At 68.9% G+C, this 23,660-nt stretch carries 19 protein-coding genes; 11 read left to right on the forward strand and 8 right to left on the reverse strand.

All coding sequences use genetic code 11. The features are described 5' to 3' along the window. The 4 genes from FFS49_RS16925 to FFS49_RS16940 form a co-directional block, all read left to right on the forward strand. Window positions 1-1,908, forward strand: a 1,908-nt coding sequence (locus FFS49_RS16925) for a collagen-like triple helix repeat-containing protein (protein ID WP_137951011.1), incomplete at its 5' end; no start/stop codon positions are given. A 120-nt stretch (window positions 1,909-2,028) separates the two neighbouring features. Next, window positions 2,029-3,312, forward strand: a complete 1,284-nt coding sequence (locus FFS49_RS16930) for an isoprenylcysteine carboxylmethyltransferase family protein (RefSeq protein ID WP_071333057.1) — start codon at window positions 2,029-2,031, stop codon at window positions 3,310-3,312. Between the two features lie 469 nt (window positions 3,313-3,781). Next, a complete protein-coding gene (locus tag FFS49_RS16935) occupies window positions 3,782-4,372 on the forward strand; it encodes a histone acetyltransferase (protein WP_137910287.1) in 591 nt (196 codons plus the stop codon). A gap of 58 nt (window positions 4,373-4,430) precedes the next feature. Next, the gene (locus FFS49_RS16940) at window positions 4,431-5,003 is read left to right on the forward strand and encodes an NADPH-dependent FMN reductase (RefSeq protein ID WP_137910288.1); all 573 of its coding nucleotides are present in this window, start codon (window positions 4,431-4,433) and stop codon (window positions 5,001-5,003) included. 32 nt (window positions 5,004-5,035) lie between these two features. On the opposite strand, the gene FFS49_RS16945 is transcribed toward FFS49_RS16940, so the two are convergent. From FFS49_RS16945 to FFS49_RS16960, 4 genes are read right to left on the reverse strand one after another with little or no spacing between them, the layout of a single operon-like run. After that, window positions 5,036-5,650 (reverse strand): DUF2894 domain-containing protein, encoded by a 615-nt coding sequence (locus FFS49_RS16945; protein ID WP_137910290.1) that lies wholly within the window; start codon window positions 5,648-5,650, stop codon window positions 5,036-5,038. Window positions 5,651-5,658: 8 nt separating this feature from the next. Then, a complete protein-coding gene (locus tag FFS49_RS16950) occupies window positions 5,659-6,303 on the reverse strand; it encodes an OmpA family protein (RefSeq protein ID WP_131931614.1) in 645 nt (214 codons plus the stop codon). 3 nt (window positions 6,304-6,306) lie between these two features. Beyond that, window positions 6,307-9,354, reverse strand: a complete 3,048-nt coding sequence (locus FFS49_RS16955; protein ID WP_137951012.1) for a DUF802 domain-containing protein — start codon at window positions 9,352-9,354, stop codon at window positions 6,307-6,309. A 10-nt stretch (window positions 9,355-9,364) separates the two neighbouring features. Beyond that, a complete protein-coding gene (locus FFS49_RS16960) occupies window positions 9,365-10,138 on the reverse strand; it encodes a DUF3348 domain-containing protein (RefSeq protein ID WP_137910481.1) in 774 nt (257 codons plus the stop codon). Window positions 10,139-10,539: 401 nt separating this feature from the next. Here FFS49_RS16960 and FFS49_RS16965 point away from each other — a divergent pair, with 401 nt between their 5' ends. Then, the gene (locus FFS49_RS16965) at window positions 10,540-11,751 is read left to right on the forward strand and encodes a hypothetical protein (protein ID WP_137910482.1); all 1,212 of its coding nucleotides are present in this window, start codon (window positions 10,540-10,542) and stop codon (window positions 11,749-11,751) included. Window positions 11,752-11,838: 87 nt separating this feature from the next. Here the strand turns inward: FFS49_RS16965 and FFS49_RS16970 are convergent, their stop codons facing one another. Further along, a complete protein-coding gene (locus FFS49_RS16970; protein ID WP_069252865.1) occupies window positions 11,839-12,477 on the reverse strand; it encodes a LysE family translocator in 639 nt (212 codons plus the stop codon). A gap of 274 nt (window positions 12,478-12,751) precedes the next feature. Here FFS49_RS16970 and FFS49_RS16975 point away from each other — a divergent pair, with 274 nt between their 5' ends. Both FFS49_RS16975 and FFS49_RS16980 read left to right on the forward strand, forming a co-directional pair. Next, window positions 12,752-13,330: a hypothetical protein gene (locus tag FFS49_RS16975; protein WP_137910483.1), complete on the forward strand. Its 579-nt coding sequence runs from the start codon at window positions 12,752-12,754 to the stop codon at window positions 13,328-13,330. 208 nt (window positions 13,331-13,538) lie between these two features. Beyond that, window positions 13,539-14,918, forward strand: coding sequence for an FAD-containing oxidoreductase (locus FFS49_RS16980; RefSeq protein WP_137910484.1), 1,380 nt, complete (start codon window positions 13,539-13,541; stop codon window positions 14,916-14,918). Window positions 14,919-14,986: 68 nt separating this feature from the next. On the opposite strand, the gene FFS49_RS16985 is transcribed toward FFS49_RS16980, so the two are convergent. Then, complete coding sequence (locus tag FFS49_RS16985) at window positions 14,987-17,977, reverse strand: non-ribosomal peptide synthetase (RefSeq protein WP_137910485.1); 2,991 nt, start codon at window positions 17,975-17,977, stop codon at window positions 14,987-14,989. Window positions 17,978-18,246: 269 nt separating this feature from the next. Then, on the reverse strand, window positions 18,247-19,140 hold the full coding sequence (locus tag FFS49_RS16995; protein ID WP_039364194.1) for an SDR family oxidoreductase: 894 nt from the start codon (window positions 19,138-19,140) through the stop codon (window positions 18,247-18,249). A gap of 95 nt (window positions 19,141-19,235) precedes the next feature. Between FFS49_RS16995 and FFS49_RS17000 the strand changes: the two genes are divergently transcribed. The 3 genes from FFS49_RS17000 to FFS49_RS17010 all read left to right on the forward strand — a co-directional run bounded on the left by FFS49_RS17000 (window position 19,236) and on the right by FFS49_RS17010 (window position 22,444). Then, window positions 19,236-20,093 carry a helix-turn-helix transcriptional regulator gene (locus FFS49_RS17000; RefSeq protein WP_039364191.1) on the forward strand — a complete coding sequence of 286 codons (858 nt, stop codon included), beginning with the start codon at window positions 19,236-19,238 and terminating at the stop codon, window positions 20,091-20,093. A gap of 207 nt (window positions 20,094-20,300) precedes the next feature. Next, window positions 20,301-21,530, forward strand: coding sequence for a cyanate transporter (locus FFS49_RS17005; protein WP_137910133.1), 1,230 nt, complete (start codon window positions 20,301-20,303; stop codon window positions 21,528-21,530). Window positions 21,531-21,673: 143 nt separating this feature from the next. After that, on the forward strand, window positions 21,674-22,444 hold the full coding sequence (locus FFS49_RS17010; protein ID WP_137910134.1) for an ABC transporter substrate-binding protein: 771 nt from the start codon (window positions 21,674-21,676) through the stop codon (window positions 22,442-22,444). A gap of 78 nt (window positions 22,445-22,522) precedes the next feature. On the opposite strand, the gene FFS49_RS17015 is transcribed toward FFS49_RS17010, so the two are convergent. Next, window positions 22,523-22,906, reverse strand: a complete 384-nt coding sequence (locus tag FFS49_RS17015) for a hypothetical protein (RefSeq protein WP_039364182.1) — start codon at window positions 22,904-22,906, stop codon at window positions 22,523-22,525. A 203-nt stretch (window positions 22,907-23,109) separates the two neighbouring features. On the opposite strand from FFS49_RS17015, the gene FFS49_RS17020 reads away from it, so the two are divergent. Then, window positions 23,110-23,631: a GNAT family N-acetyltransferase gene (locus FFS49_RS17020; RefSeq protein WP_046549341.1), complete on the forward strand. Its 522-nt coding sequence runs from the start codon at window positions 23,110-23,112 to the stop codon at window positions 23,629-23,631. Window positions 23,632-23,660: the final 29 nt, after the last annotated feature.

Genomic DNA, 23,660 nt, shown 5'->3' on the forward strand with positions numbered 1-23,660 from the left:
ACTTCCGGTACCTCGGGCACCTCCGGCACCTCCGGCACCTCGGGTACCTCCGGTACGTCGGGTACTTCCGGCACCTCGGGTACTTCCGGTACCTCGGGCACCTCCGGCACCTCGGGTACCTCCGGTACGTCGGGTACTTCCGGCACCTCGGGTACTTCCGGTACCTCGGGCACCTCCGGTACGTCGGGTACTTCCGGCACCTCGGGCACCTCCGGTACGTCGGGTACTTCCGGCACGTCGGGCACTTCCGGCACGTCGGGCACGTCGGGCACTTCCGGCACCTCGGGCACTTCCGGCACGTCGGGTACTTCCGGTACGTCGGGTACTTCCGGCACGTCAGGTACTTCCGGCACGTCGGGTACTTCCGGTACCTCGGGCACTTCCGGCACCTCGGGTACCTCCGGCACGTCGGGTACCTCCGGCACGTCGGGTACTTCCGGCACGTCGGGCACGTCGGGCACGTCGGGCACCTCCGGCACGTCGGGCACTTCCGGCACGTCGGGCACCTCGGGCACCTCCGGTACGTCGGGCACCTCCGGCACCGGCGTCACCCCCCTCGGCAATGTCCTCCAGAAATCCGGCAACCTCGTAACGGCACTCGGCACGACGGTCGCAACCGGCGGCGCGCAGATCGGCGGCGTGCAGATCCCCGGCACGAACCCGACGACGGCCACCAGCGTCGGCAACGCGGTCACGAGCCTCGGCAACGGCGTGCAGGCGCTCGGCAACGGCGTCGCGGCCGGCCTCGGCTCGATCGGCGTGTCGGCCAACCCGCTCGGACCGACGCTGACGTCGACCACCGGCCTGCTGACCGGCGTCGGCGGCGCGGTCAACAACCTCGGCAACGCGGTGAAGAGCCTCGGCTCCGGCCCGCTGTCGCCGCTGTCGCCGGTCACGACGCTCGTCGGCGATCTCGTCAACACCGTCGGCGGCGCCGTCAACTCGACCGCGTCGGGCCTCAACACGGCGCTGAACAGCTCGCCGGTCCAGCAGCTCGAGACGCAGGTCGGCAAGGTGATCAACCCGATCACGAACACGCTGACCGGCGGGGTCACGACGCCGGGCGCCACGCAGACGCTCGGCGGCGTCACGCTGCTCGGCACGCCGCTCAACGGCCTGCTGAGCGCGCTCGGCAACGGCCTCGCCAGCGCCGGCACGAAGGTCGGCGGCGCGACCGACAACCCGGTCGGCGGCGCGCTCGGCGGCGTCGTCGCGCAGCTCGGCAACACGGTGACGTCCACCGGCGGCCTCGTCCACGACAACAACGCGGGCAGCTCCAGCAGCGGCACGGGCGGCAGCAACCCGCTCGCCCCGATCACGGGCCTGCTCGGCACGCTGACGGGCGGCCTGGGCGGCGGCAGCTCGAGCGGTTCGGGCGGCACCAGTGGCACGAGCAGCGGCGGCCCGCTCGGACCGGTCACGGGCCTGCTCGGCTCGCTGACGGGTGCGCTCGGCGGCCTCGGTTCGAGCGGCACGAGCGGCACGAGCGGTACCGGCGGAACGAGTGGCACGGGCGGCACCAGCGGCACCGGTGGCGCGGGTATCGGCGGCCTGCTGGCGCCGGTCACCAACCTCGTCAACTCGCTGACGCCGCTCGGCGCCAGCCTCACCGGCACGGTCACGACGCCGGGCGGCAACGTGACGGGCACGCTCGGCGGCCTGCTGTCGAGCGGCCCGGTCGGCACGGTGACGGGTGCGCTGACGACGCCGGCAGGCGCCGCGGGCGCCGCCGGCACGGCCAGCCCCGGCGGTGCGGCCGGCTCGGTCACGACGCCGGCGGGTGGCGGCTCCGTGGTGGGCGGCCTCACCGGCGGCTCGAACGGTGGTGCCGCGGGCGGCGCCGGCAACCTGCTGTCGCCGGTGACGAACCTCCTGGGCGGACTGCTGGGCGGCGGCAACAAGAAGTAACGCTTTATCTGACAGAACCACAGGCCAATGGCCGGGCGCGCATCCATACAAAGCCCGGCCGACGGCCGGCGTCACCCGCCAAGCGGGGGCGCCGGCCCTCATCCGTACGAGGATCCGATCATGAATTCCACGCTTGACGGCATCGCCGCGGTCCAGGACCGCCCACCCCGTTCCGCCACGCCGCTGCGCGCCGGCCTGCTCGGCATCACCGCCGGGCTCTTTGCGCTGTGGATCACGCGCGACCAGCCGACCCTCGACGCAGCCACGCGCGCGGTCATCGCGAGCCTCGCGATCATCGGCACGATCGCGTTGCACGAAATCTTCATCTCGCGCGTCTACCTGCGCCCGAGCGCGGGCCTGTCGCGGCAGGCCGTCCGGCCGCTCGGCATCGCGCGCGTCGCGACGCGGCTCGGCGCGCTGACGTCGATCTATGCGGGCATCGGCGTGATCTACTGGCTGCTGCCCGAATACCACGGCCGGTTCTACCTGCCATTCTGGTCGCTGCTGCGCTCGCTCGCGCCGTACGTGATCGTCGCCGCGCCGTTCTACTTCGCGTGGATGGACCGCCACCAGCGCGAGACCGACGACGCGTACCTGCTGTGGGGCCGCTTCCTGTTCCGCCGCGAGCGGCCCGCAAGCTGGAAGCCGGTGCGCGAGATGCTGGCCGGCTGGGGCGTGAAGGCGTTCTTCCTGCCGTTGATGACCGTCTACCTGTCGAAGGACGCCGATCACCTGACCGCGTCGCTCGCGAACGCGATGCATGCGCCGATGACGATCGCGACCTTCGTGTTCATGTACGACCTGTCGTTCACGATGGACCTGATGTTCGGCACCGTCGGCTACCTGTGCACGTTCCGCATCCTCGACAGCCACGTGCGCACCGTCGAGCCGACGACGCTCGGCTGGGTGGCCGCGCTGATGTGCTACCAGCCGTTCTGGTCGCTGTTCTCGAACAACTACATCCGCTACGAAGGCTCGATGTTCTGGGACAACTGGCTGATGTCGGCCCCGACGCTGCGCGTGATCTGGGGCTCGGTGATCATCCTGCTGCTGTTGACCTACGCGCTGTGCACGATCTCGTTCGGGCTGCGTTTCTCGAACCTCACCAACCGCGGGATCATCACGTCGGGCCCGTACCGCTTCACGAAGCATCCGGCGTACATCACGAAGAACCTGTCGTACTGGATGGTGTCGGTGCCGTTCGTCGAGCCGCTCGGCTGGCAGGTCGGGCTCATGCACTGCGCGGGGCTCGTCGCGATCAACCTGATCTACTACACGCGGGCGAAGACGGAAGAGCGCCACCTGATGCGCGACCCAGACTATCGTGCGTATGCCGAATGGATCGAGCAACACGGGCTGTTCGCGCGAATCAGGCAGGCATTCGGGCAGCGCGCTCCGGCTTGATACGGTGGAAAAAGGCGGGGCCGGTTGCCCCGGGTAGCGGCCCGCCCTCATGCGGCCAATTGTCGCGAAACGACGCGATTCTCCGCCTTTCGTCGCCTTTCATCCTCTGTCCGATTGCCCACCCGAATCACGTCGCGTATGGTGCTGCCCGTCCGCGAGCGATACGTCGCCCGGACCTTCGACCGTCGTCCCGCACGACGGCCGCGCGGGCCGCGCCCGCCGCTCACCGTCTCCGCGATGCCGCCCTTCGGCGCCGCGCATTCTTGAGGAGAGAGACGTGATCCACAAAGTCCTGATCCTGTTCGCACTCTGCATCGCGGGCCTCGCCGCGATCGCCGCCGGTTTCCAGCACATCCCCAGCTGATTCGCGGCCCCGGCTCGCTTCGCCGAGCCCGGGGGCCGCAGCCATTCCTTTCCCCTTTTGCGATGAACCACTTTCTCGGACCGCCCGGGACGGGCGACCTTTGCCATGCGTATCGACGTACAGCATTCCCAGCACGACATCGACGATGAACTCGACGCGCTCTACGCGCGTCTCTACCAGCCAGGCCATCGCCTGCACGGCCTGCCGGCGGTCGCGTTCGGCCGCTCCGGCCTGATCGTCCGCCACCGCGAAGCGGACGGCGAATACTTCCTGTATGTCGAGGACCCGGCCGCGCGCCAGCTCGCCGGCTATACGGTGTTCAACCGCCTGCCCGAAATCCCGCGCCGCGCCGACCGCTACCTGCGCGCGCCGCATACGCGGCTGCGCGGATCCGCGCAACGCAAGGGGCTGGCGACGACGCTGTATCGCTGGGGACTCGACGCTGGCCTGTGCCTGATCAGCGGCGCGCGCCAGTCGGTCGGCGCCGCGCAGTTGTGGACGGCGCTCGCGCAGGATTACCGGCACGGCTTCGTCGATATCGACGGACGTGCGCTGCGTTATCTCGGCGAAACCGTCGACGACCACGTGCATGGCGCGCTGCATACGCGGCGGCTGATGCTCGGTCGTGGATGGGAGATCGGGGAATTCGCGCGCGCGGCGGGAATGGCCGGTGCCGCCCGAACACCGGTGCGATAATCCGTGCGACCCGCGCGACGCTCACCGCTACGCAACGCGCCAACCGACACGCCCATCGATGACCACCGATCCCCGCCCCCACGCCGACCGCCACGTCGACATCGTCGCGCTGTGCGGCAGCCTCCGCGCGCAGTCGTACAACGCCGCGCTGCTCGATGCGGCCGCGCTCGTCGCGCCGCGCGGCATGCGCATCGTGCGCTTCGATCGTCTCGGTGAATTCCCGCTGTTCAATCCCGACGCCGAATATCCGTCGCCCGCCGTGGTGCGCGACCTGATCGACCGCGTGAATGCCGCAGACGGCCTGCTGATCGCGAGCCCGGAATACGCGCACGGCGTAACGGGCGTGATGAAGAACGCGCTGGACTGGATCGTGGGATGCGAGGCCGTCGTGTACAAGCCGGTCGCCGTGCTGAACGCATCGCCACGCGCAACGCATGCGGACGCGGCGCTGCGGGAAACGCTGTCGGTGATGTCGGCGAACATCGTCGAACCCGCGTCGATCACGCTGCCGATCCTCGGGAGCCAGCTCGACGCGGCGGGCATCGCCGCGCATCCGCCGTTCGCATCGGCGCTGGCCGATGCGCTGTACGCACTGCGCGCGGCGATCCACGAGGCGGAACCGGGCCGGTAGCAATCCGCGTTCGTTCAGGAACGCGCGCAGCGTTACCGCGCCTTGGCGCGCGTCGCCTTCTTCGCCGGTTTGGCCGCCTTCGCCCGCGGCGCTTCCTTCTCGGGCTGCGCGCCGCCGCCGGCGAGATCCTCGAGCCACGCGAGCGCGTCGACATACGACAGGAACTGCTGCAGATAAGCCGGCGACAACTCGCGCATCGTCGCGAGCGACCGGTGCACGAGACTGTTCGAATTGAGCGGCCCCGCGTTGCGCGGCACCTGGTCGAGCGACTGGCGATACTGCTGTTCGGTGCGGACCTTCGACCACATCGTGCGGAAGTAGTCGACCAGCTCGGGATCGAGCCCGCGCCGGTCGGCCTGCGCATCGCGCGCGAGCCGCTCGACGAGTTCTGCCAGCGCGCCGCGCGCGGGCGCACCTGGCGCGCTGCTCGCGGTCGCCGTTTCACCGGCGCGCGCCACCACTTCCGCAAAACCTTCGATCAGCGTCGCCAGCCGCGCGTCGAGCAACGCACGCGCATCGCCTTCGAGCGCGGCCGCGCGCCGTTCGAGCGCGTCGATCCGGTGAAAGCGCACCGGATCGAGCCGGTCGGCGCCCTGCTCGCGCCATGCGTCGAGCGTCGCGCGAACGTGCGTCGCGTCGCCGGTCACTTCGCCGGTCACTTCGCCTTCCCTCCGTTCGAGGCCGACTTGCGCGGCACCGGCGCGATCTCCACGCGGCGGTTCTTCGCGCGGCCTTCATCGTCCGCGTTCGAGCTGACCGGCTGCTCCGAGCCGAACGCCGCCGCGAACACCGACGACGCCGGCACGCCGGCGTCGATCAGCGCACGCGTGACCGTCAACGCACGCTTGGCCGACAGTTCCCAGTTGTCCGCGAACAGGCGGTTGCCCGCATGCACCTGCTGGTCGTCGGCGAAGCCGCTGATCATCAGGATCTCGTCACGCGTCTTCAGGTAGGTGCCCAACGGCGCGGCCAGCGTCTTCAGCAGGTCGCGGCCCGCGGGCTGCAACTGGTCGGAGTTCAGCGCGAACAGCACGTTGCCGCTGATGCCGATGCGCCCGTTCACGAGCGTCACGCGGCCGGCTGCAAGCGGCCCGGCGAGCGCCTGCTCGAGCGACTTGCGCTGCTGCGCTTCCTGCTGGCGCGCACGCACGGCTTCCTCGAGCTTCGACGTGAGCTGAAGCTGCATGCCGATCACGCCGACGAGAATCAGCACGAACGCGCCGAGCAGCACCGACATCAGGTCGGCGAACGCGGGCCACACCGGCGCGGAGGTTGCGCCGCCGTCGATTTCGTCGTGCATGCGTTACGCTCCGACGCTCGCCCGCCGGCCGGCGAGCTGCTGCAGGTCTTCGACGATCTGCTTCTGCGACATCATGCTCAGGTCGATCACCTCGCGCGCCTGCGCGACGTAGTACTCGAGCTGCTCGTCGCTGCGCGCGAGCGACTTCTCGAGCGCGGCCTCGATGCGTTGCAGATGGGTCAGCAGCTTGTCGTTCGACTCGCCGAACACCTGCACGGCCATCCCGAACGCGTCGCCGAGGCTCGCGACCTCGACGGCGCCTGCCGTGACTTGCGCGGCCACCGAGTCGAGCTTGCGTGTTTCGGCATCGACGGTGTCGTTGAAGCGCGCGCCGACGCGGTCGAGCAGGTCGGCCGACGTGCTGACGAGCGCGTCGATCGCGGTGCGCTGTTCGGTCGACGCGTGGTTGACCGCGCCGAGCAGCGTTTCGAGCGTCGCGAGCAGGCGGCTGCGCTCCTCGAGCATCGCGGTGTCGTGCACCAGGCTGTCGGACAGGCGCTGGCGCAGCTCGGCGACGACGTCGGCCGCGGCCTTCGGCGCCTCCGATGCAGCCTGCACGAGGCGCGCGATCTCGTTGATCGTGTCGCTCGCGTGCACCTGCGCCTGCGCGGTGATGTCGTTCGCGGTGCGGGCCAGCGTGTCGCAGATGTCCTGCTGGCGCGTCGCGGCCTGCGCGCTCGTCTGCGCCCATTCGTCGCGCAGCGCGGCGGCCATCGCGGCGAGCGAGTCGTTCCACGCAGTGAGGCGTTCTTCGTCGCGCGCGGCCAGTTGCGACTGCAGGCCGGCATGCGAATCGCGGATCGTCGACAGCAACGCGTTCGAGCGTTGTTCGAACGTCGATGCCTGTGCCGCGAGATCGCGCGTCGTTTGTGCCAGTGCGTCGCAGATTTCCTGCTGACGGCCCGCACTGTGCACGCCCGCGCGCTGCCATTCGTCGTTGAGCTTCGCGGCCATCGCGGCCAGCGAGTCGTTCCATGCAGTGAGGCGTTCTTCGTCGCGTGCAGCCAGTTGCGTCTGCAAGCCCGTGTGCGAATCGCGGATCGTCGACAGCAATTCATTCGAGCGTTGTTCGAACGTCGATGCCTGTGCCGTGAGATCGCGCGTCGTTTGCGCCAGTGCGTCGCAGATTTCCTGCTGACGGCCCGCACTGTGTACACCTGCACGCTGCCATTCGTCGCCGAGCTTCGCGGCCATCGCGGCCAGCGAGTCGTTCCATGCAGTGAGGCGTTCTTCGTCGCGTGCAGCCAGTTGCGTCTGCAAGCCCGTGTGCGAATCGCGGATCGTCGACAGCAATTCATTCGAGCGTTGTTCGAACGTCGATGCCTGTGCCGTGAGATCGCGCGTCGTTTGCGCCAATGCGTCGCAGATTTCCTGCTGACGGCCCGCACTATGTACACCTGCACGCTGCCATTCGTCGCCGAGCTTCGCGGCCATCGCGGCCAGCGAGTCGTTCCATGCGGACAGGCGTTCTTCGTCGCGTGCGGCCAGTTGCGTCTGCAGGCCCGTATGCGAATCACGAATCGTCGACAGCAACGCGTTCGAACGTTGTTCGAACGTCGCAGCCTGCGCCGTGAGATCGCGCGTCGTTTGCGCCAGTGCGTCGCAGATTTCCTGCTGACGGGCTGCGCTGTGCACGCCGGCGCGCTGCCATTCGTCGCCGAGCTTTGCGGCCATCGCGGCCAGCGAATCGTTCCACGCGGCGACGCGCTGTTCGTCGCGCGCCGCCAGGTCGGCCTGCAGCCCCGCGTGCGACTCGCGCATCGCGGCAAGCGTCGCGCCGGAATGGCGTTCGAACGCCGCGGCGGCCTCGCCCAGCGCGCGCGCATGCTGGCCCGCCAGCGTCTCGCCGACCTGCTCCTGGCGCGACAGCGCATCGCGCCATGCGTCCGACAGGCGGCTTTCAGTCGATTCGAGGCGCGTCGCCACGCCGTCGAGCAGGTCCGCCGAACGCTGCGAGAACGTGTCGGTGAACTGGCCGAGCGTCGTCTGCAGCTGCTGCGCGACGGCATCGCCCGCGCGGCGCTGTTCGTCGAGCGCGCGGTTCCAGACGGCCGTCACGTTGCCGGTGGTCTTCTCGAAGCCGTCCGTCAGCCCGTCGAGCTGACGCTGCACGGCGCCCGTCACGGTGTCGCGCAGCGCAGCCATCTCCTGCGCGAGCCCCGTCATCGTCGCGGCGACGACCGGCTGCAGCGCGGCACCGGCTACGCGCGCGCTTTCGGCGGCGCTTTCCTTCAGCGCATCGCCGACATTCGACGCGAGGCCCGCATAGGCGCGCTCGGTCCGGTCGAAAAACGCCTGCTGGCTTTCGATCTGGCGATCGTGCAGCGCGACGCTGCGCGCTTCGAGCGTCGTCATCATCGTCTGCAGCCGGTCGACCAGTGTCGGCATCACGTCGGCCTGGCGCTGCAGCAGCCGGAACGATTCGTCGCGCTGGTGCGCGGACGAATGCACGCGCAGCGTCGTCGCGATCTTCGCGTCGAGCTGCTGGGCCGCGTCGATCCGCTCGCGGCGCACGAGCGCGGACAGCAGCCCGAGCATCGCGGACGTCGCGACACCGGCGATCGACGTGCCGAATGCGAACCCGAGGCCCTTCACCGGCGCGATCAGCGATGCGCGGATCGCATCGAGATCGGTCGCGCTTTCGAGCGCAGCGCCGGTGCCCTTCAGCGTGACGACCATCCCGAGCAGCGTGCCGAGCATGCCGAGCAGCACGAGCAGGCCGACGAGGTAAGGCGTGAGCGACGGGCCCGGCAGCGCGACGCGCGCGCCTTCGACCCGCGCGCGCACGGCGCCGCGCAGGCCCGGGTGCAGCGTATCGAGCCACGTGTCGAGCTTCGCGGGCGGCTCGGTCAGGCCGGCGACCGCGCGCGACAGCGTGGCGGTGGCCTGCCGGTAGCGCAGCAGCTCCCATGCGCCGGCGACGTAGCACGCGGCGATCAGCAGCGTGACGGCCGCCGCCAGCGGGTTCGACGCGACATAGCCGACGCCGATCCAGCCCACAGCGAGCAGACCGGCGACGAAGACAACGAGATCAAGGCGAATTCTGGACATAGCGTGTTGATTAGCTGGTGCGAAGGGCCGCGAGCAGCCCGTCTACCGTTTGAAACCGGACTTCGAGTTCGGCAAGCAGGATGCTCTGCATCTCGTCGCGAAACGTATCGAGCCATGCGCCGGGCACGATCGCCGCGACGGCCGTGCCATCGACCGCCACCGCGCCGTCATCGGCCGGATCGGCCGTGGCTGCAGCCGCGGATTCGGCATCGGCCAGCGCCTGCCGCTCCGCGTCGCGCAGCCGCCCGAACCGCGTGCCGAGCAGCGCGGGGATCGACGACAGCAGGCTGCGCTCGCGCGCGCCGAGCACGCGTTCCATGATCGCGTCGAGCGTCGCGAGCCGCGCCATCCCGGACGAGCGGGCGGCGACCGCGACCCGCAGGCGGCCGCGCAACTGGCCGATCGCCGTTTCCATGTCCTGCTGCAGGGACAGATAACGCTGCCGGAAGTCCGCGAAATCGGCCGTGTCGGCGGCCGGCGGCGGCGGATCGCCGGGCCGGCGCCGCGCACGGGGCCGATTGGCGGCCGTGATCGCCTGCGCGAGCTCGTGGCGCACGCGCGCGCAGTCGCGTTCCGCGTCGTAGCCGCGCACGCCGGCCGCGACGCCGGGCGGGCTCGCGTTCAGCGCGGACGACAGCGTGATCGCGTCGGTCCAGCCGAGCCACTGGCTCAGCCGGTCGGACAGCGTCTGCCGGGATTCCGCGATGTCGGCATCGGCCAGGCGCGCGAGCAGCCGGACGAGCGCGGGGCCGCTCAGTGCCGGGCGCGGAGGTGCTTGCACCATGCTGCAAACCGTCAAAAAAGGCAGCAGTTTACACGTCGCCGGGAGGTGGGCCGCCAGAATCGGGGAAGCGGCGCCGTTCGGCGCGGCGTGCGACACACGCGAACGCCCACCGCGCAAGGCTTGGCGGGCGAACGGGGGCTGCTGCGGGGACGGTCCTGCCGCGCCCTTGCCCTTGCCCTTGCCCTTGCCCTTGCCCTTGCCCTGGCTCCAGATCCTGTCCCAGCTCCTGCCACCCACCGCCAAATCACCCACCGGTTGCGAATATCGTCCGACGATACCGGCCCCGTTGCGCTACCATCGCAACACCCGCCGAGCCACGTGTGCCGGCCGCGGGCGGCGCACTGAGAGCAGGCGCCACCGACCCACAACGACAACAGACGGGCCCGGCCCGACCGCCCACGATGCTTGCCAATCTCGTCACGCGCCTGCGCGACCGTTTCGGCAAACCGCCGACCCCGCAGGCCTTCGCGGAACGCCTGATCGCCACGCTGCGCGCATCGGGCGACACCCGCACCTGGCGGCACGAGGACGAGAAGGGCTGCCTCGTCCAGTCGGATGCGCCGTCGAACATCATCAACCTGCACAACCTGTTCCGCGACTACGCGGCCGCGAAGCCGTCCGAGCGGGACACCGTGCTGAAGCGGCAGGCGAACGCGATGATGCAGCACGAGATCCCGACGGATTTCGCCGCCGCGCGCGCGAAGCTGCGGCCCGTGATCCGCAGCGCGACCGAGCGCTGCGTGGCCACGCTGCAACTGGCCGGGCAGCCCGGTATCACGGCGCTGGCGTTCCGGCCGCTCTGCGAGAACATCGAAATCGGCATCGCGTACGACGGCGAGTTCAACATCGCGCGCCTGCCGACCGCGACGCTCGACCAATGGGGCGTCTCGTTCGACGAAGCCTGCGACATCGCGATCGACAACCTGCGGGCCGAATCGTCGAAGCCGTGGGCCGCGCTGCCGAACGGCGTATTCCTGTCGCAATTCGACGACTCCTACGACGCGGCGCGGCTACTGCTGACCGACCTGCTTCACCGCCAGCCGATCGCCGGCGCGCCGGTCGTGATGGCGCCGAACCGCGCGGTGCTGCTGCTCACCGGCGACCGCAATCCGGCCGGGCTCGCCGCCCTGGTCGACCTCGCCGAACAGGCGCAGGCGCAGCCGCGCCCGCTGCCGCCGCTGATGCTGCGCTGGGACGGCGCCGCCTGGCAGCGCTTCGTGCCGGCAGGGCTCGAAGCGAAGCTGCATGCGCTGCGCATCGGCGAGCTCGCGGGCGACTACCAGGATCAGCGGATGCTGCTCAACGACGTGCATGAGCGCGACGGCACCGACATCTTCGTGGCGACCTACTCGGTGTACAAGCGCAAGGACGGCAGCCTGTTCAGCGTCGGCGTGTGGAGCGACGGCGTGCCTTCCCTGCTGCCCGAGACGGATATCGTCGCGCTCCATCGCGGCTCGACGGGGCAGTCCGCGTACGTGCCGCTGGCCGAGCTGCTGCACACGTGCGGCGACCTGATGACGGCCACCGTGCATCGCCCGGTGCGCTACGAAGTGAAGGCATTTCCGGACGACACGCGGTTCGCGGCGCTGCTGGCGCGGTTCAGCGAAGCCTGATGCCGATGCGCGTTCGCGCGGTGTGCGCCGTCAGCCGGCCACGGGAATGGCCGGCTGACGTGCGATGCGGATCGGGAATGGAAGCGGTCAGATGCCCGCTTTCGGGGCGTTCAGGATCAGTCGCAGCCCGAGCAGCGTGATCGCGCCGGCGGCGATGCGGTCGACCCACTTCTTCGCGCGCAGGTAGAGCTCGCGCGGTCGACGCGTGGAAAAGCACAGCGCGACGATCGTGTACCAGCCGAACTCGACGCCGAACACGAGCGGCGGCAGCGCCAGATAGCACCACAGCGGCGGATGCTGCGGGAGCAGCGCCGCGAAGATGCTGCCGTACCAGATCGCCGTCTTCGGGTTGCTGAGCTGGGTCGTGAGGCCCGTCCAGAACGACTTGCGCGCGCTGCCGCCGGCCATCGCCTGCGGATCGTCCATCGCGATCGGCCGGTCGGCGCCGCGCCAGATCTTCGACGCCATGTAGATCAGGTACGCGCCGCCCGCCACCTTGAGGCCCACGTACAACCATTCGACGGCCTGCAGCAGCGTATAGAGCCCGGCCAGCGCGACGCCGCCGAACACGATGCCGCCGATGCCCATGCCGAGCGCGGTGGCCAGCCCGTCGCGGCGCGACAGCCCGATCGAATTGCGGGCAACCAGCACGAAGCTCGGGCCCGGAATCATCGCGCCGAGAAACAGCGCGGCCAGGATGGCGAGTACGGCAGCCGATGCAGTCATCGAAGTCTCCTTGGTGAGCGACGCCGAATCGCCAGCGCCTGCGTGTCGTTTCCGACGGTCGAGCCGCTGATTCTGGCACGCTTCGCGTATGCCCGAAAGCGGCTTGTCGCTGCTATGCTGGCCCTCTTTCCCGTCAGTCGCGCCGCCCACCCATGATCGAGATTCGCGCCGCCCGTCGCGTTCAACCCGGTGCCGGGCACCGAGTTTCTCGGGCGGGACTTGTAACATCCTCGCCATCGGCACCGCCTTCCTACATTCGACCGGACACCCCGTGATGCGCATTTCCCGCCTGCCCATCGTGTTCCTCCCGATGCTCGCCGCGTTTTCGTTCAACGCCCGCGGAGCCGACCTGCCGAAATCGGTGGCCGCGCAGTTGCCGCCCGGCTACCAGCCGCTGCTCGCGCATGCGGGGCCGGATCTCGACAACGGGCGGCGTAGCTTCCTCGTCGTCGTGCACCGGGCGGTCGATACGCGCGAGCAGCCGTCGCCGCGTCCGCTGCTGATCTTCGAGGAACAGCCGGATCACACATTCCGGCTCGTCGCGCGCAACGACCAGGTCGTGCTGCGCGCGAACGAAGGCGGCCAGTGCGATCCGTTCGATCCCGAAGATGCCGCCGACAACGGCTTCGCGATAAAAGGCCGCTATTTCACCGTGCAGAACTTCGTCGCGTGCGGGCAGCACTGGAGCGACTACGTGACGTTCCGCTACGACCCGCGCACGCACGGATGGCTGTTTTCGAACCGGATCGTCACCGAATCGTTTCCGCTCGACGACCAGCCCGACCACGTCACCGTCACGCGCACCGACGCGCACCGGCCGGTGTCGTTCAGTCAGTGGCAACGCAAGGACTGACGCGGCCGGCGCAACGCGCCGCGACCGGTTGCGTCGCGCGGCAGCGGATGCGGCTTCGGTCAGACGCCATCGCATCCCGCCCCGCCACCGCTCGCGAGCGCACGCCAACAGGACTACCATAGGCGCTCGCCGTCGCGCGACCCTGCGCCGGCCGCGCACGCGGCTCGCCCGCCTACGCTCCCTCGCTGCACCCGCACTGGAGGACGTCATGACGCAACACTTCGACGCGATCGTCATCGGCACCGGTCAGGCCGGCCCGCCACTCGCCGCGCGGCTGTCCGCCGCCGGGATGAAGGTCGCGATCATCGAGCGCGGCCGCTTCGGCGGCACCTGCGTGAACACCGGCTGCATCCCGACCAAGACGCTGATCGCAAGCGCCTACGCCGCGCACCTCGCGCGCCGCGCCGGTGAATACGGCGTGTCGGTCGGCGGCCCCGTCACCGTCGACATGAAAGCCGTGAAGGCACGCAAGGACCAGATCTCGGGGCGCTCGAACCAGGGTGTCGAGCAGTGGGTGCGCGGGCTGAAAAACGCGACCGTCATCCAGGGTCATGCGCGCTTCGAAGGCGCGACCACGGTGCGCGTGGGCGACGCACTGCTCGAAGCCGAGCGCATCTTCATCAACGTCGGCGGGCGCGCGCAGGTGCCGGCCATGCCCGGCCTCGACACGGTGCCGTACCTGACCAACTCGATGATGATGGACGTCGACTTCCTGCCCGAGCATCTCGTGATCGTCGGCGGCAGCTACATCGGGCTCGAGTTCGGCCAGATGTATCGCCGTTTCGGGTCGAAGGTCACGATCGTCGAGAAGGGTTCGCGCCTGATCCGGCGCGAGGACGAAGACGTGTCGCAGGCGGTGCGCGAGATCCTCGAAAACGAAGGGATCGACGTGCAGCTCGACGCGACCTGCCTGAGCGCGCGGCGCGACGGCAGCGGCATTGCGGTCGGCCTCGACTGCACGGGCGGCGGCCGCGAGGTCGCGGGCTCGCACCTGCTGCTCGCGGTCGGACGCGTGCCGAACACCGACGATCTCGGGCTCGACCGCGCGGGCGTCGCGACCGACGCGCGCGGCTACATCGAGGTCGACGACCAGTTGCGCACGAACGTGCCCGGCATCTGGGCACTCGGCGACTGCAACGGGCGCGGCGCGTTCACGCACACCGCGTACAACGACTACGAGATCGTCGCGGCCAACCTGCTCGACAACGATCCGCGCAAGGTGTCCGATCGGATCGCAGCGTACGCGCTGTACGTCGATCCGCCGCTCGGCCGCGTCGGCATGACGCTCGCGGAAGCGAAGCAGACCGGCCGCCGGCTGCTCGTCGGCACACGCCCGATGACGCGCGTCGGCCGTGCGGTGGAAAAAGGCGAGAGCCTGGGTTTCATGAAGGTGATCGTCGACGCGGACAGCCACGCGATCCTCGGCGCGTCGATCCTTGGCGTGACGGGCGACGAAGTCGTGCACGGCATGCTCGACGTGATGGCCGCGGGAGCGCCGTACACGACGATCAGCCGCGCGATGCACATCCACCCGACCGTGTCGGAGCTCGTGCCGACGCTGTTGCAGGACCTGCATCCGGTCGAATGACGGGCGGCGGGCGGCGGGCGGCGGTGCATCGACGTCGCCCGGGGGCAAGCGGTATGCGGTTGTCGCGCTCACCCCGCAACCCGATGGCCGATCGACCGCTCCATGTACCGCGCCAGTTGCTCGCGGGAAAATGCCGGCTGCGCGATGCCGCTGCCTTCGAGAAATTCGATCACGTTGCGGCAGTCCCACACGTAATTGTTCTGATACAGCTCGGCCGTGGACATCCCGTCGCGAATGTTGTCGTCGAACAGGCTCAATAACGGATAGAGCGGTGCGTCGATATCGGTCTTCCACGCATCGCGCCATTCGCGGAACGGCACGACCCGGAACCGCAAGCCGAAGTAGCGTTCCAGCCTCGAGAAGAACTCCCGAAGCGTCAGGTTGGCCTCGGGCGAATTGATCAGGTTGAATTTCCGCCCCAGCGCCGCCGGATTGCGCGAAATCCACGCAAGCGCTTTCGTCATGTAATCCACGCTCGTCAGCCCTTCGCGCAGGTCCTCCAGGTCGGGCACGGTACCGAGCGCCATGCACGTCTTCACGAGCCGCCCCCACCATTGATAATCGGCGCTGACGCCGGTCTCGCCGTGAAACGTCGCGTAGCCGAGACGGAACGTCATCAGCGGCAGGCCGTGCTGCGCCGCCAGGTCGGCCATTTTTTCCATCACCCATTTGCTGCGCGTATAGCCGATGTCCTCGAGCACCGCCGGCAGGTTCTGATCGATGTCGTCCGCTTCGGTCATCATCGCCTTGCCGGTGAAGCGATGCCCCCAGCTGTACACCGAGATCGTCGACAGCAGGATCAGCGCCTTGGTGCGCCTGCACCCGGCGAAAGCGAGGATCTGGGTCAGGCCGTCCACATTGATCTTCTTCATGAACGAATACGGCTGGATGAAATTGACCGCGCCAGCCGAGTGGTAAACGATGTCGATTTCGTCCGCCAGCGCCGCGTAGCGCCGCTCGTCCAGCCCGAAGCGCGCCTGCGTGATATCACCCGCCCACACGCGGATGCGGGATCGCTCGTCCGGCCCGAGGTTCACGTCGTAGGCACGCAGCTTTTCGTCGATCCGCGCACGTCCCGCGGCGGCATCTTCCGCACGTACGAGGCAATGCACGATCGCCGACGTCGTCGCGAGCAGTTCCGCCAGCAAATGAACGCCGACGAACCCCGTGGCGCCCGTCAGCAGAATCGTGCGCGGGCGCGCCAGCAGCGCGACGTCGAAGGCGCCACTGAAATCCGCCTGCGCCGGCACGCGGATATCGTTCGAGAGCGCATAAACGGGCTCACGATCGATCTCGAGCGCCGCCGCGACACGCCGCTCGATCTCGCCTGCGAGCCCTTCCACCGACAAGTGCTCGTAGACGTCACGGATCAGCATCTTCGTGCCCGCGGCATCCGACAGCGCCCTGGCAAGCTTCGCCGTCAGCAGCGAATTGCCGCCGATGTCGAAGAAACTGTCGGTCTTGCGAAACGACGCATGGCCGGTCAGCGCGACGAAAGCATCCGCCACGATCCGCTCGACGGCGGTATACGACTCCTGCTCGGTCCGGTTGCGCAGTTCGTCGTGGTAACGCTGCTGCAGCGCGGCCCGGTCGGTCTTGCCGTTCGCCGTCACGGGGATGTCGTCGAGCAGCACGTGACCGACGGGCCACATGTAATCCGGCAGGTATTGCCGCACGCTTGCCTTCAGCGCGTCGACGACCTGCTCGGGCGGCACGGCGGGATCAGCCGGCACGACGAACGCAACCAGTTCCTTGCCGGCTCCGGCGATGCGGGGCAACGCCAGCACCAGCGCCTTGCGCACCACGTCCGCTCTGGCGAGCACCGCCTGGATTTCGCTCAGCTCGACCAGGTTGCCGCGAATCTTGACCTGATCGTCCAGACGGCCGAGAAACTGGATCGAGCCGTCGTTCAGCCGGCGCCCGAGATCGCCCGTGCGATAGATGATCCGATCCGGCCGTTGCGGATGCGGACGGAATTTCTCGCGAGTCAACGCAGGGTTGTTCAGGTAGCCGCGGGCCAAGCCTGGCCCGCCGATGCAGATCTCGCCGACGTCGTTCTCCCCCACCGCTTCCTGCGCATCGTTCAGGATCAGGATCTCGGTATTGCCGACCGGGTGTCCGATCGATGCCGGACGGCCAAGCGTCGCGCTCGGAACGACGTGATACGTCGCGAAGATCGTCGCTTCGGTCGGCCCGTAGTAATCGACCACCGTGTAACTGACTCGATCGGTATCGACCGGATCGAGCTTTTCGCCGGCCGTGAACAGATACTCGAGCTTCAGGTCCGCCGGCTGGCCGACACCCACCACGTCGGCCACCATCACGGTCGGCACGTACGCATGCGTGATCCGGTGACGGGTGAGGAAGCCGACAAGCGCATCGGCGTCGAAACGCGTTTCGTCGTCCGGCAGGAACAGCGTCGCCCCCGCGCAGAGGGCCGACCAGATTTCCCACTGCGATACATCGAAGCCGAGGCCCGCCATCAGCGTCGCGCGGCTTTCGGCATTCATCGAAAAACGCGCGTTGTGCCAGCCGACGAGTGTGGCCACGGCGGCATGTTCGACGATGACGCCTTTCGGCGCGCCGGTGGAGCCGGACGTGAAGATCACGTAGATCGCGCCCTCCGGCGCATCGGCGGGTTGCGTCGCATGCGCGTTGTCCCGGTCGGGCCGCCGCACCGACAGGTCCGCCACACTGATGAACGGAACGGCCGCATCCCGCTGCGTCGCGCGGGCCGTCAACACCAGCGACGTATCGCATTGCCGCAGGATGAGATCCTTGCGGGCGTCGGGATAACGTTCGTCGATCGGGACATACGTCGCACCGGCCTTCAGGATGCCGAGGATACCGACGATGAAGTCGACGTTACGCGCCGCCTCGATCGGCACCAGGCTGCCGCGCCCGATGCCCCGGCCTCGCAATGCACCGGCAACCGCGTCGCTCCGACGATCGAGCTCGCGGTAACTCAGGCACGCTTGCTCCGACACCACGGCCGACGTGTCTCCTCGTACGGCCGCGCACATCTGAAACTTCTCGAGCACATTCGATTGAGTCGTCATCGTTTTGATTCCTCGCATCGAAACGAACAGATCCCAATATAGATTTGAATGAATAAAAAGCAATTCCGCGCACGAGACGGATGGCGGCTGAAACGAAAGGCGAAACGATGAAGATGTTTGATGCGACTGGCGAAGCATTCGACGTCATCGCGCAAGCGCATCGGTACAGGGAAACCGGCGCGCAGGTCGGGAAGATCGTCGTCACGGTCTGAACGGTGCAACGCGGGCGTGCCGCTTGTTTGGATACGACGGCACGCCCGCCGCCCCGCTCAGCCTTCGAAATACCGCGGCCGGTCGATATCGGCCAGCAGCCCCGGCTGCGTCGGCGCCCAGTCGAGCGATGCACGCGTGCGCTCGCTCGTTGCGGGCGCATCCATTCCCGCGAACATCGCGAACCAGCCGAAGTGCTCGCCCGCTTCCGCCGCCGTCTTCGCGACGACCGGCACGTTCAGCCGCCGGCCGATCACTTCCGCGATGTCCCTGAACCGCACACCCGTATCGTCGACCGCGTGATAGCGCGCGCCGGCCGCACCGCGTTCGATCGCGAGCCGGTACACACGCGCCGCGTCGAGCCGGTGCACGGCCGGCCAGCGGTTGTCGCCTTCGCCGATGTAGGCCGACACGCCCTTCTCCCGCGCGAACGCGATCAGGCGCGGCACGAACGCGTGATCGCCGTCGCCATGCACGGACGGCGGCAGACGCACGACCAACGCATGCACGCCGCGCGCTTCCAGCGCGGCCGCGGTCGCTTCGGACGCCCGCGGGTAGGTCGACGACACCGGCACGGGCGGATCGTCCTCGGTTGCCGCGCGCCCCGGTGCGACGAGCGCGAGGCCCGACGTGACGACCAGCGGCCGCGCCGAGCCCGCGAGCACCGCACCGATCGTCTCGATCGCGCGGCGATCGAGCTCGCAGTTCTGCGCGAAGCGCGAGAAGTCGTGATTGAATCCCGTATGGATCACCGCGTCGGCGGCTTCGGCGCCGCGCGTGAGGCTGTCGAGATCCTCGAGCGACCCGCGATGGACATCGGCGCCGGCCGCCGCAACCGACGACGCGGCCGCATCGGACCGCGCGAGACCGAGCACCGAGTGCCCGGCAGCAACGAGTTCGGCCACGACGGCAGAGCCGACGAAGCCCGACGCTCCAGTAACAAAGACACGCATGTTCAACACCTCCGGATGGCAGGGAGGCTTACTATCTGTCGATCGCCGTGCACGGTGAAGTCGTGACGGTTTACCGGTAAACGAACTAACAGGCTATGGCTGACGCCCCTGACAACCTGCTCGGCGCATACCTTCGGGCCCGCCGCGAAAAACTCGACCCGGCCGCGCTCGGCCTGCCGGCCACGCGCCGCCGCACACCGGGCCTGCGGCGCGAGGAAGTCGCCCAGCGCGCGCACGTGAGCACCGCGTGGTACACGTGGCTCGAACAGGGGCGCGGCGGTGCGCCGTCGGCCGACGTGCTCGACCGGCTCGCCCGCGCGCTGCTGCTGAACGACGCCGAGCGCGAGCACCTGTTCCTGATCGGCGTCGGCCACCTGCCGGAAGTGCGCTATCACGCAGCCGACCATGTGTCGCCGCGCGTGCAGCACGTGCTCGATTCGCTCGACGCGAGCCCCGCGATCGTACGCTCGGCGACGTGGGACGTCGTCGCGTGGAACGACGCGGCAGCCGCGACGCTGACCGACTACACCGCGCTGTCGCCGGAGCGGCGCAACATCCTGCGGCTCATCTTCGTCGATCCGCACGTGCGCCGCGTGCAGGCGAACTGGGAACGCGTCGCGCGGTTCGCGGTGGGCGCGTTTCGCGCCGACGTCGCGCGCGGCGGTGCGACGCAGGCCGTTCAGGCATTCGTCGACGAGATGCGCGCGGCGAGCGCGGAATTCGACGCGCTGTGGCGCGACCACGATGTCCGCTCGCACGAAGAAGGGACCAAGGAGATCCACCATCCTGCCGTCGGGCGCATCGCGCTCGAATACTCGGCGTTCGCCGTGAGCGGCCGGCCCGACCAGACGCTCGTGATCTTTACGCCGGAAACGGCGGCCGATCGCGCGCTCGTCCGGACGCTGGTGGCCGCGCGCGCGCAAGCACTGGCCGAGCAGATGCCCGTCGCATGACGGCGCGTGTTTCATCTGACGAAGATGCCGTCACGTCGTATCGCCCGCCACCGCCGGCGGCCCCCATCCGTCCCCGTCGCCCCGCGCCGCCCCATCGCATTTCGCACTGATTCCCAGTCGAATATTTAATTTTCACCTGGCGCAGCGCGCGCTTACCCTTTCGGCATCGCATCACAGGGCCACCGGCCCCCTCCCTGGAGCATCCCGATGTCCGACCCCGGCACCGCGCAAGCCGTCCACCGCCCGCATGCGGCTTCCGTGTCCTGTGGCGCGCTCGCGCTGCTGGTGCTGGCCGGCCTCAACCTGCGCCCGTTCCTGACCGCGTTCGGCCCCGTGCTCGACGTCGTACGCGCCGACACGGGCCTCGGCTTTCGCGCGGCCGCGCTGCTGACCACGCTGCCGTTCGTGCTGATGGGTGTCGTCGCCGGGGTCGGCGTCGGGCTCGCGCGGCGCGTTGGCGAGCAGCGCGCGCTGACCGTCGCGCTGGCGCTGATCGCGGCCGGCTGCACCGCGCGCCTGTGGACCGGTGGCAGCGCGGGCCTGATCGGCACCGCGATCGTCGCGGGCGCAGGCGTCGCCGTGATCCAGGCGCTCGTACCCGGCCTCGCGAAACGCTGGTTCGTCGACCGGCTGCCGCTCGCGATGGGCCTCTATTCGGCCGCGCTGGTCGGCGGCGGCGCATTCGGCGCGGTCGCGAGCCCGTGGCTCGCCGCGCATGGCGGCTGGCATCTCGCGCTCGCCGTGTGGGCCGTACCGGCGCTCATGACGCTCGCGCTGTGGCGGGCGAAGGCGCCGCGCGACGCCGTGCGCGCGACGGCCGTATCGGTTCCGCTCACCGCGTTCGCCCGCGTTCCGCGCGCGTGGCTGCTCGCGCTGTTCTTCGGGCTCAGCAACAGCGGCTACGCCAGCCTCGTCGCGTGGTTGCCCGCGTTCTACCACAGCATCGGGATGAGTCCGCAAGCGAGCGGCAACCTGCTCGCGTGGATGGCACTGTTCCAGGCGATCGGCGCGCTCGCGATGCCGATGCTCGCAAAACGCTCGCCCGACCGCCGCGCCGTGCTGTGGCTCACGCTCGCGCTGCAGGCGGCCGGCTTCATCGGGTTCGCGACGCTGCCCGCGCTCGCGCCGTGGCTCTGGGTCGCGAGCGTCGGCCTCGGTCTCGGCGGCTTCTTCTCGATGAGCCTGATCGTCACGCTCGACCACCTGCCCGATGCGCGGCTCGCCGGCGCGCTCGCCGCGTTCGTGCAGGGCATCGGCTTCCTGACCGTCGCGGCAAGCCCCTGGCTGATCGGCTGGCTGCGCGACGCGGGCGGCGGCTTCGCGATCGCGTGGTGGATCCATCTCGGCGTGATCGTCGCGATGGCCGCACTGAACGCCGCGTTCGCGCCCGCCGGCTACCGGCACGGCATGGCGCGCATCACCGGCGCCGCCCGCTAACGCCCCCTTCGAATCCGGACGTTTCGCCGGTCGCTTCCGGCGCGACGTCCCGCCGCCCGCGCATGGCCGGGCGCGGGCAGTCACGCCCGACGGCCGCTGGTTCGCTTCAAGACAAACACGATCAATCGGTATTGGAGACAGACATGAAACAACTCGTCCTGGCCGTCGCGCTCGCGCTGACGGCCGGCGCCGCCGCCGCGAAAGACCCGGCGGTGCTGCGCCTCGGCGTCGACCCCAGCTATGCGCCGTTCGAATCGCTCGCGCCCGACGGCAAGCTCGTCGGCTTCGACATCGATCTCGGCAACGCGATCTGCGAACGGATGAAGGTGCGCTGCGTGTGGGTCGAGAACGCGTTCGACGGGATGATCCCTGCGCTGAAGGCGCGCAAGTTCGACGGCGTGCTGTCGTCGATGAGCGTGACCGAGAAGCGCCTCGCGCAGATCGCGTTCACGGACAAGATCAACAACGTGCCGCCCCGGCTCGTCGCGCGGCGCGGCTCGAACCTGCAGCCGACGCCCGAATCGCTGCAGCGCAAGAGCGTCGGCGTCGAGCAGGGTTCGACGCAGGAAACCTATGCGCGCACGTACTGGGAGCCGAAGGGCGTGATCGTCCGCACGTACCAGACGCAGGATCTCGTCTACCAGGACCTGCTGTCGGGGCGGCTCGATGCGTCGCTGCAATCGTCGGTGCAGGCCGACCTCGGTTTCCTGAAAACCGCGAAGGGCGCGAACTTCGAATTCGCGGGGCCGCCGCTGCATGACCCGAAGACGCTCGGCGTCGGTTCGGCGATCGGCGTGCGCAAGGACGACGACGCGCTGCGCACGCAGATCAACCAGGCGCTTGCGAGCCTGATCCAGGACGGGACGTACCAGCGGATCGCGAAGAAGTATTTCTCGTTCGACATCTACAACTGACGAGCGAGAACGGACAGCGCAAAGCGGTGTCACGCATGCATGCGCGACACCGCTTCTTCGTTGACCGAATGATTTCGACTACGCGGCTCGCTGCAGCAGGTCGGTTGCGAACGACTTCGCGTGCGCGACGGCTTCCTGCGCGTCGCCGAACACACCGAGTTCATCCCAGTGTTCTTCGGCCGCGTACGTTCCCTTCACGGCGAGCGCCCGCTGAACGCTCAACTGTGCCGCGTACTTGCCATCCTGCAGCGGTCGGGCCGTCGCAACCACCTTGTGCGGCGGGCTGGCCCGCTCCGGCTGAACCAGCTCGACGGCGCCGCCGGCCACGTCGACATACATCAACTCGTTCCGGGTGTTGCAGTCCGGGCAGTAGAAGCACCACCCGGAATCCTCTTGATGGGGCCTGACCTGCCCGCGAGCCAGCACGGCGCGGCATGCAACGTTTTCGCAGATGAACGGCATGGCAGTCTCCGAAGTTGTTTGTCGGAAATCCTAGCATGTCCGTCGGCGGTCAACCACCGGCATCGGCACGATCGCCTTGCGGTCGATCAGGTTCGGGCACACACGCCCCTGGCGCGGCTCGCACGCAGGTCGACCAGGCGCTCGCAAGCCTGTCGTCAGCCGGGATAAACTGTCGGCCCGACCCACGAATCCAGCCATCCTTCATGTTGATCCGCGTTGCTACGCCCTCCGATGCCATCCCGCTCGCCGAACTGAAGCGCGACACGTTCCGCGAAACCTTTCTGCAAGACGGATTCAATATCGACTACCCGCCGCACGATCTGGCTGCGTATGAAACCCAGGCCTACTCGGTGGAAACGGTCACGGGCCAGCTCAACGATCCCCAGTGCCGCACGTGGGTCGCCGAAAGCGACGACGGCCGGCTGGTGGGGTATGCGCACGCGGGGCCGTGCAAGCTCCCGCACCCGGAGGTGGCCGACGGGTCGGGGGAGATCCATCAGATCTACCTTCGGCGCGGGACGCAAGGGACCGGCGCCGGGCGCGCGTTGTTCGATTCCGCACTGGACTATCTGGCCACGGAGCGCCCCGGCCCGGTGTGGCTCGGCGTGTGGTCCGGCAACGCGAAGGCCATCGCCTTCTACGAGAAAGCCGGTTTCAGGAAGGTCGGCACGTACGATTTCAAGGTCGGTGAAGCGACTGACCTAGAGTTCATTTACCGTCGCTGATCTTCGCAGTTGCATGCCGACCGCGCCTC

The organism is Burkholderia sp. 4NA327C6, assembly GCF_005502655.1.
Taxonomy (GTDB): domain Bacteria; phylum Pseudomonadota; class Gammaproteobacteria; order Burkholderiales; family Burkholderiaceae; genus Burkholderia; species Burkholderia contaminans.

What these genes read in the sequence shown, in the direction of transcription:
- FFS49_RS16930 (WP_071333057.1), top strand. Translation starts at nt 2,029, where the DNA reads ATGAATTCCACGCTTGACGGCATCGCCGCGGTCCAGGACCGCCCACCC.
- FFS49_RS17010 (WP_137910134.1), top strand. Translation starts at nt 21,674, where the DNA reads ATGAAACAACTCGTCCTGGCCGTCGCGCTCGCGCTGACGGCCGGCGCC.
- FFS49_RS17020 (WP_046549341.1), top strand. Translation starts at nt 23,110, where the DNA reads ATGTTGATCCGCGTTGCTACGCCCTCCGATGCCATCCCGCTCGCCGAA.
- FFS49_RS16980 (WP_137910484.1), top strand. Translation starts at nt 13,539, where the DNA reads ATGACGCAACACTTCGACGCGATCGTCATCGGCACCGGTCAGGCCGGC.
- FFS49_RS16955 (WP_137951012.1), bottom strand. Translation starts at nt 9,354, where the DNA reads ATGTCCAGAATTCGCCTTGATCTCGTTGTCTTCGTCGCCGGTCTGCTC.
- FFS49_RS16975 (WP_137910483.1), top strand. Translation starts at nt 12,752, where the DNA reads ATGCGCATTTCCCGCCTGCCCATCGTGTTCCTCCCGATGCTCGCCGCG.
- FFS49_RS16960 (WP_137910481.1), bottom strand. Translation starts at nt 10,138, where the DNA reads ATGGTGCAAGCACCTCCGCGCCCGGCACTGAGCGGCCCCGCGCTCGTC.
- FFS49_RS17005 (WP_137910133.1), top strand. Translation starts at nt 20,301, where the DNA reads ATGTCCGACCCCGGCACCGCGCAAGCCGTCCACCGCCCGCATGCGGCT.
- FFS49_RS16985 (WP_137910485.1), bottom strand. Translation starts at nt 17,977, where the DNA reads ATGACGACTCAATCGAATGTGCTCGAGAAGTTTCAGATGTGCGCGGCC.
- FFS49_RS16970 (WP_069252865.1), bottom strand. Translation starts at nt 12,477, where the DNA reads ATGACTGCATCGGCTGCCGTACTCGCCATCCTGGCCGCGCTGTTTCTC.
- FFS49_RS17000 (WP_039364191.1), top strand. Translation starts at nt 19,236, where the DNA reads ATGGCTGACGCCCCTGACAACCTGCTCGGCGCATACCTTCGGGCCCGC.
- FFS49_RS16995 (WP_039364194.1), bottom strand. Translation starts at nt 19,140, where the DNA reads ATGCGTGTCTTTGTTACTGGAGCGTCGGGCTTCGTCGGCTCTGCCGTC.
- FFS49_RS16950 (WP_131931614.1), bottom strand. Translation starts at nt 6,303, where the DNA reads ATGCACGACGAAATCGACGGCGGCGCAACCTCCGCGCCGGTGTGGCCC.
- FFS49_RS16940 (WP_137910288.1), top strand. Translation starts at nt 4,431, where the DNA reads ATGACCACCGATCCCCGCCCCCACGCCGACCGCCACGTCGACATCGTC.
- FFS49_RS17015 (WP_039364182.1), bottom strand. Translation starts at nt 22,906, where the DNA reads ATGCCGTTCATCTGCGAAAACGTTGCATGCCGCGCCGTGCTGGCTCGC.
- FFS49_RS16965 (WP_137910482.1), top strand. Translation starts at nt 10,540, where the DNA reads ATGCTTGCCAATCTCGTCACGCGCCTGCGCGACCGTTTCGGCAAACCG.
- FFS49_RS16935 (WP_137910287.1), top strand. Translation starts at nt 3,782, where the DNA reads ATGCGTATCGACGTACAGCATTCCCAGCACGACATCGACGATGAACTC.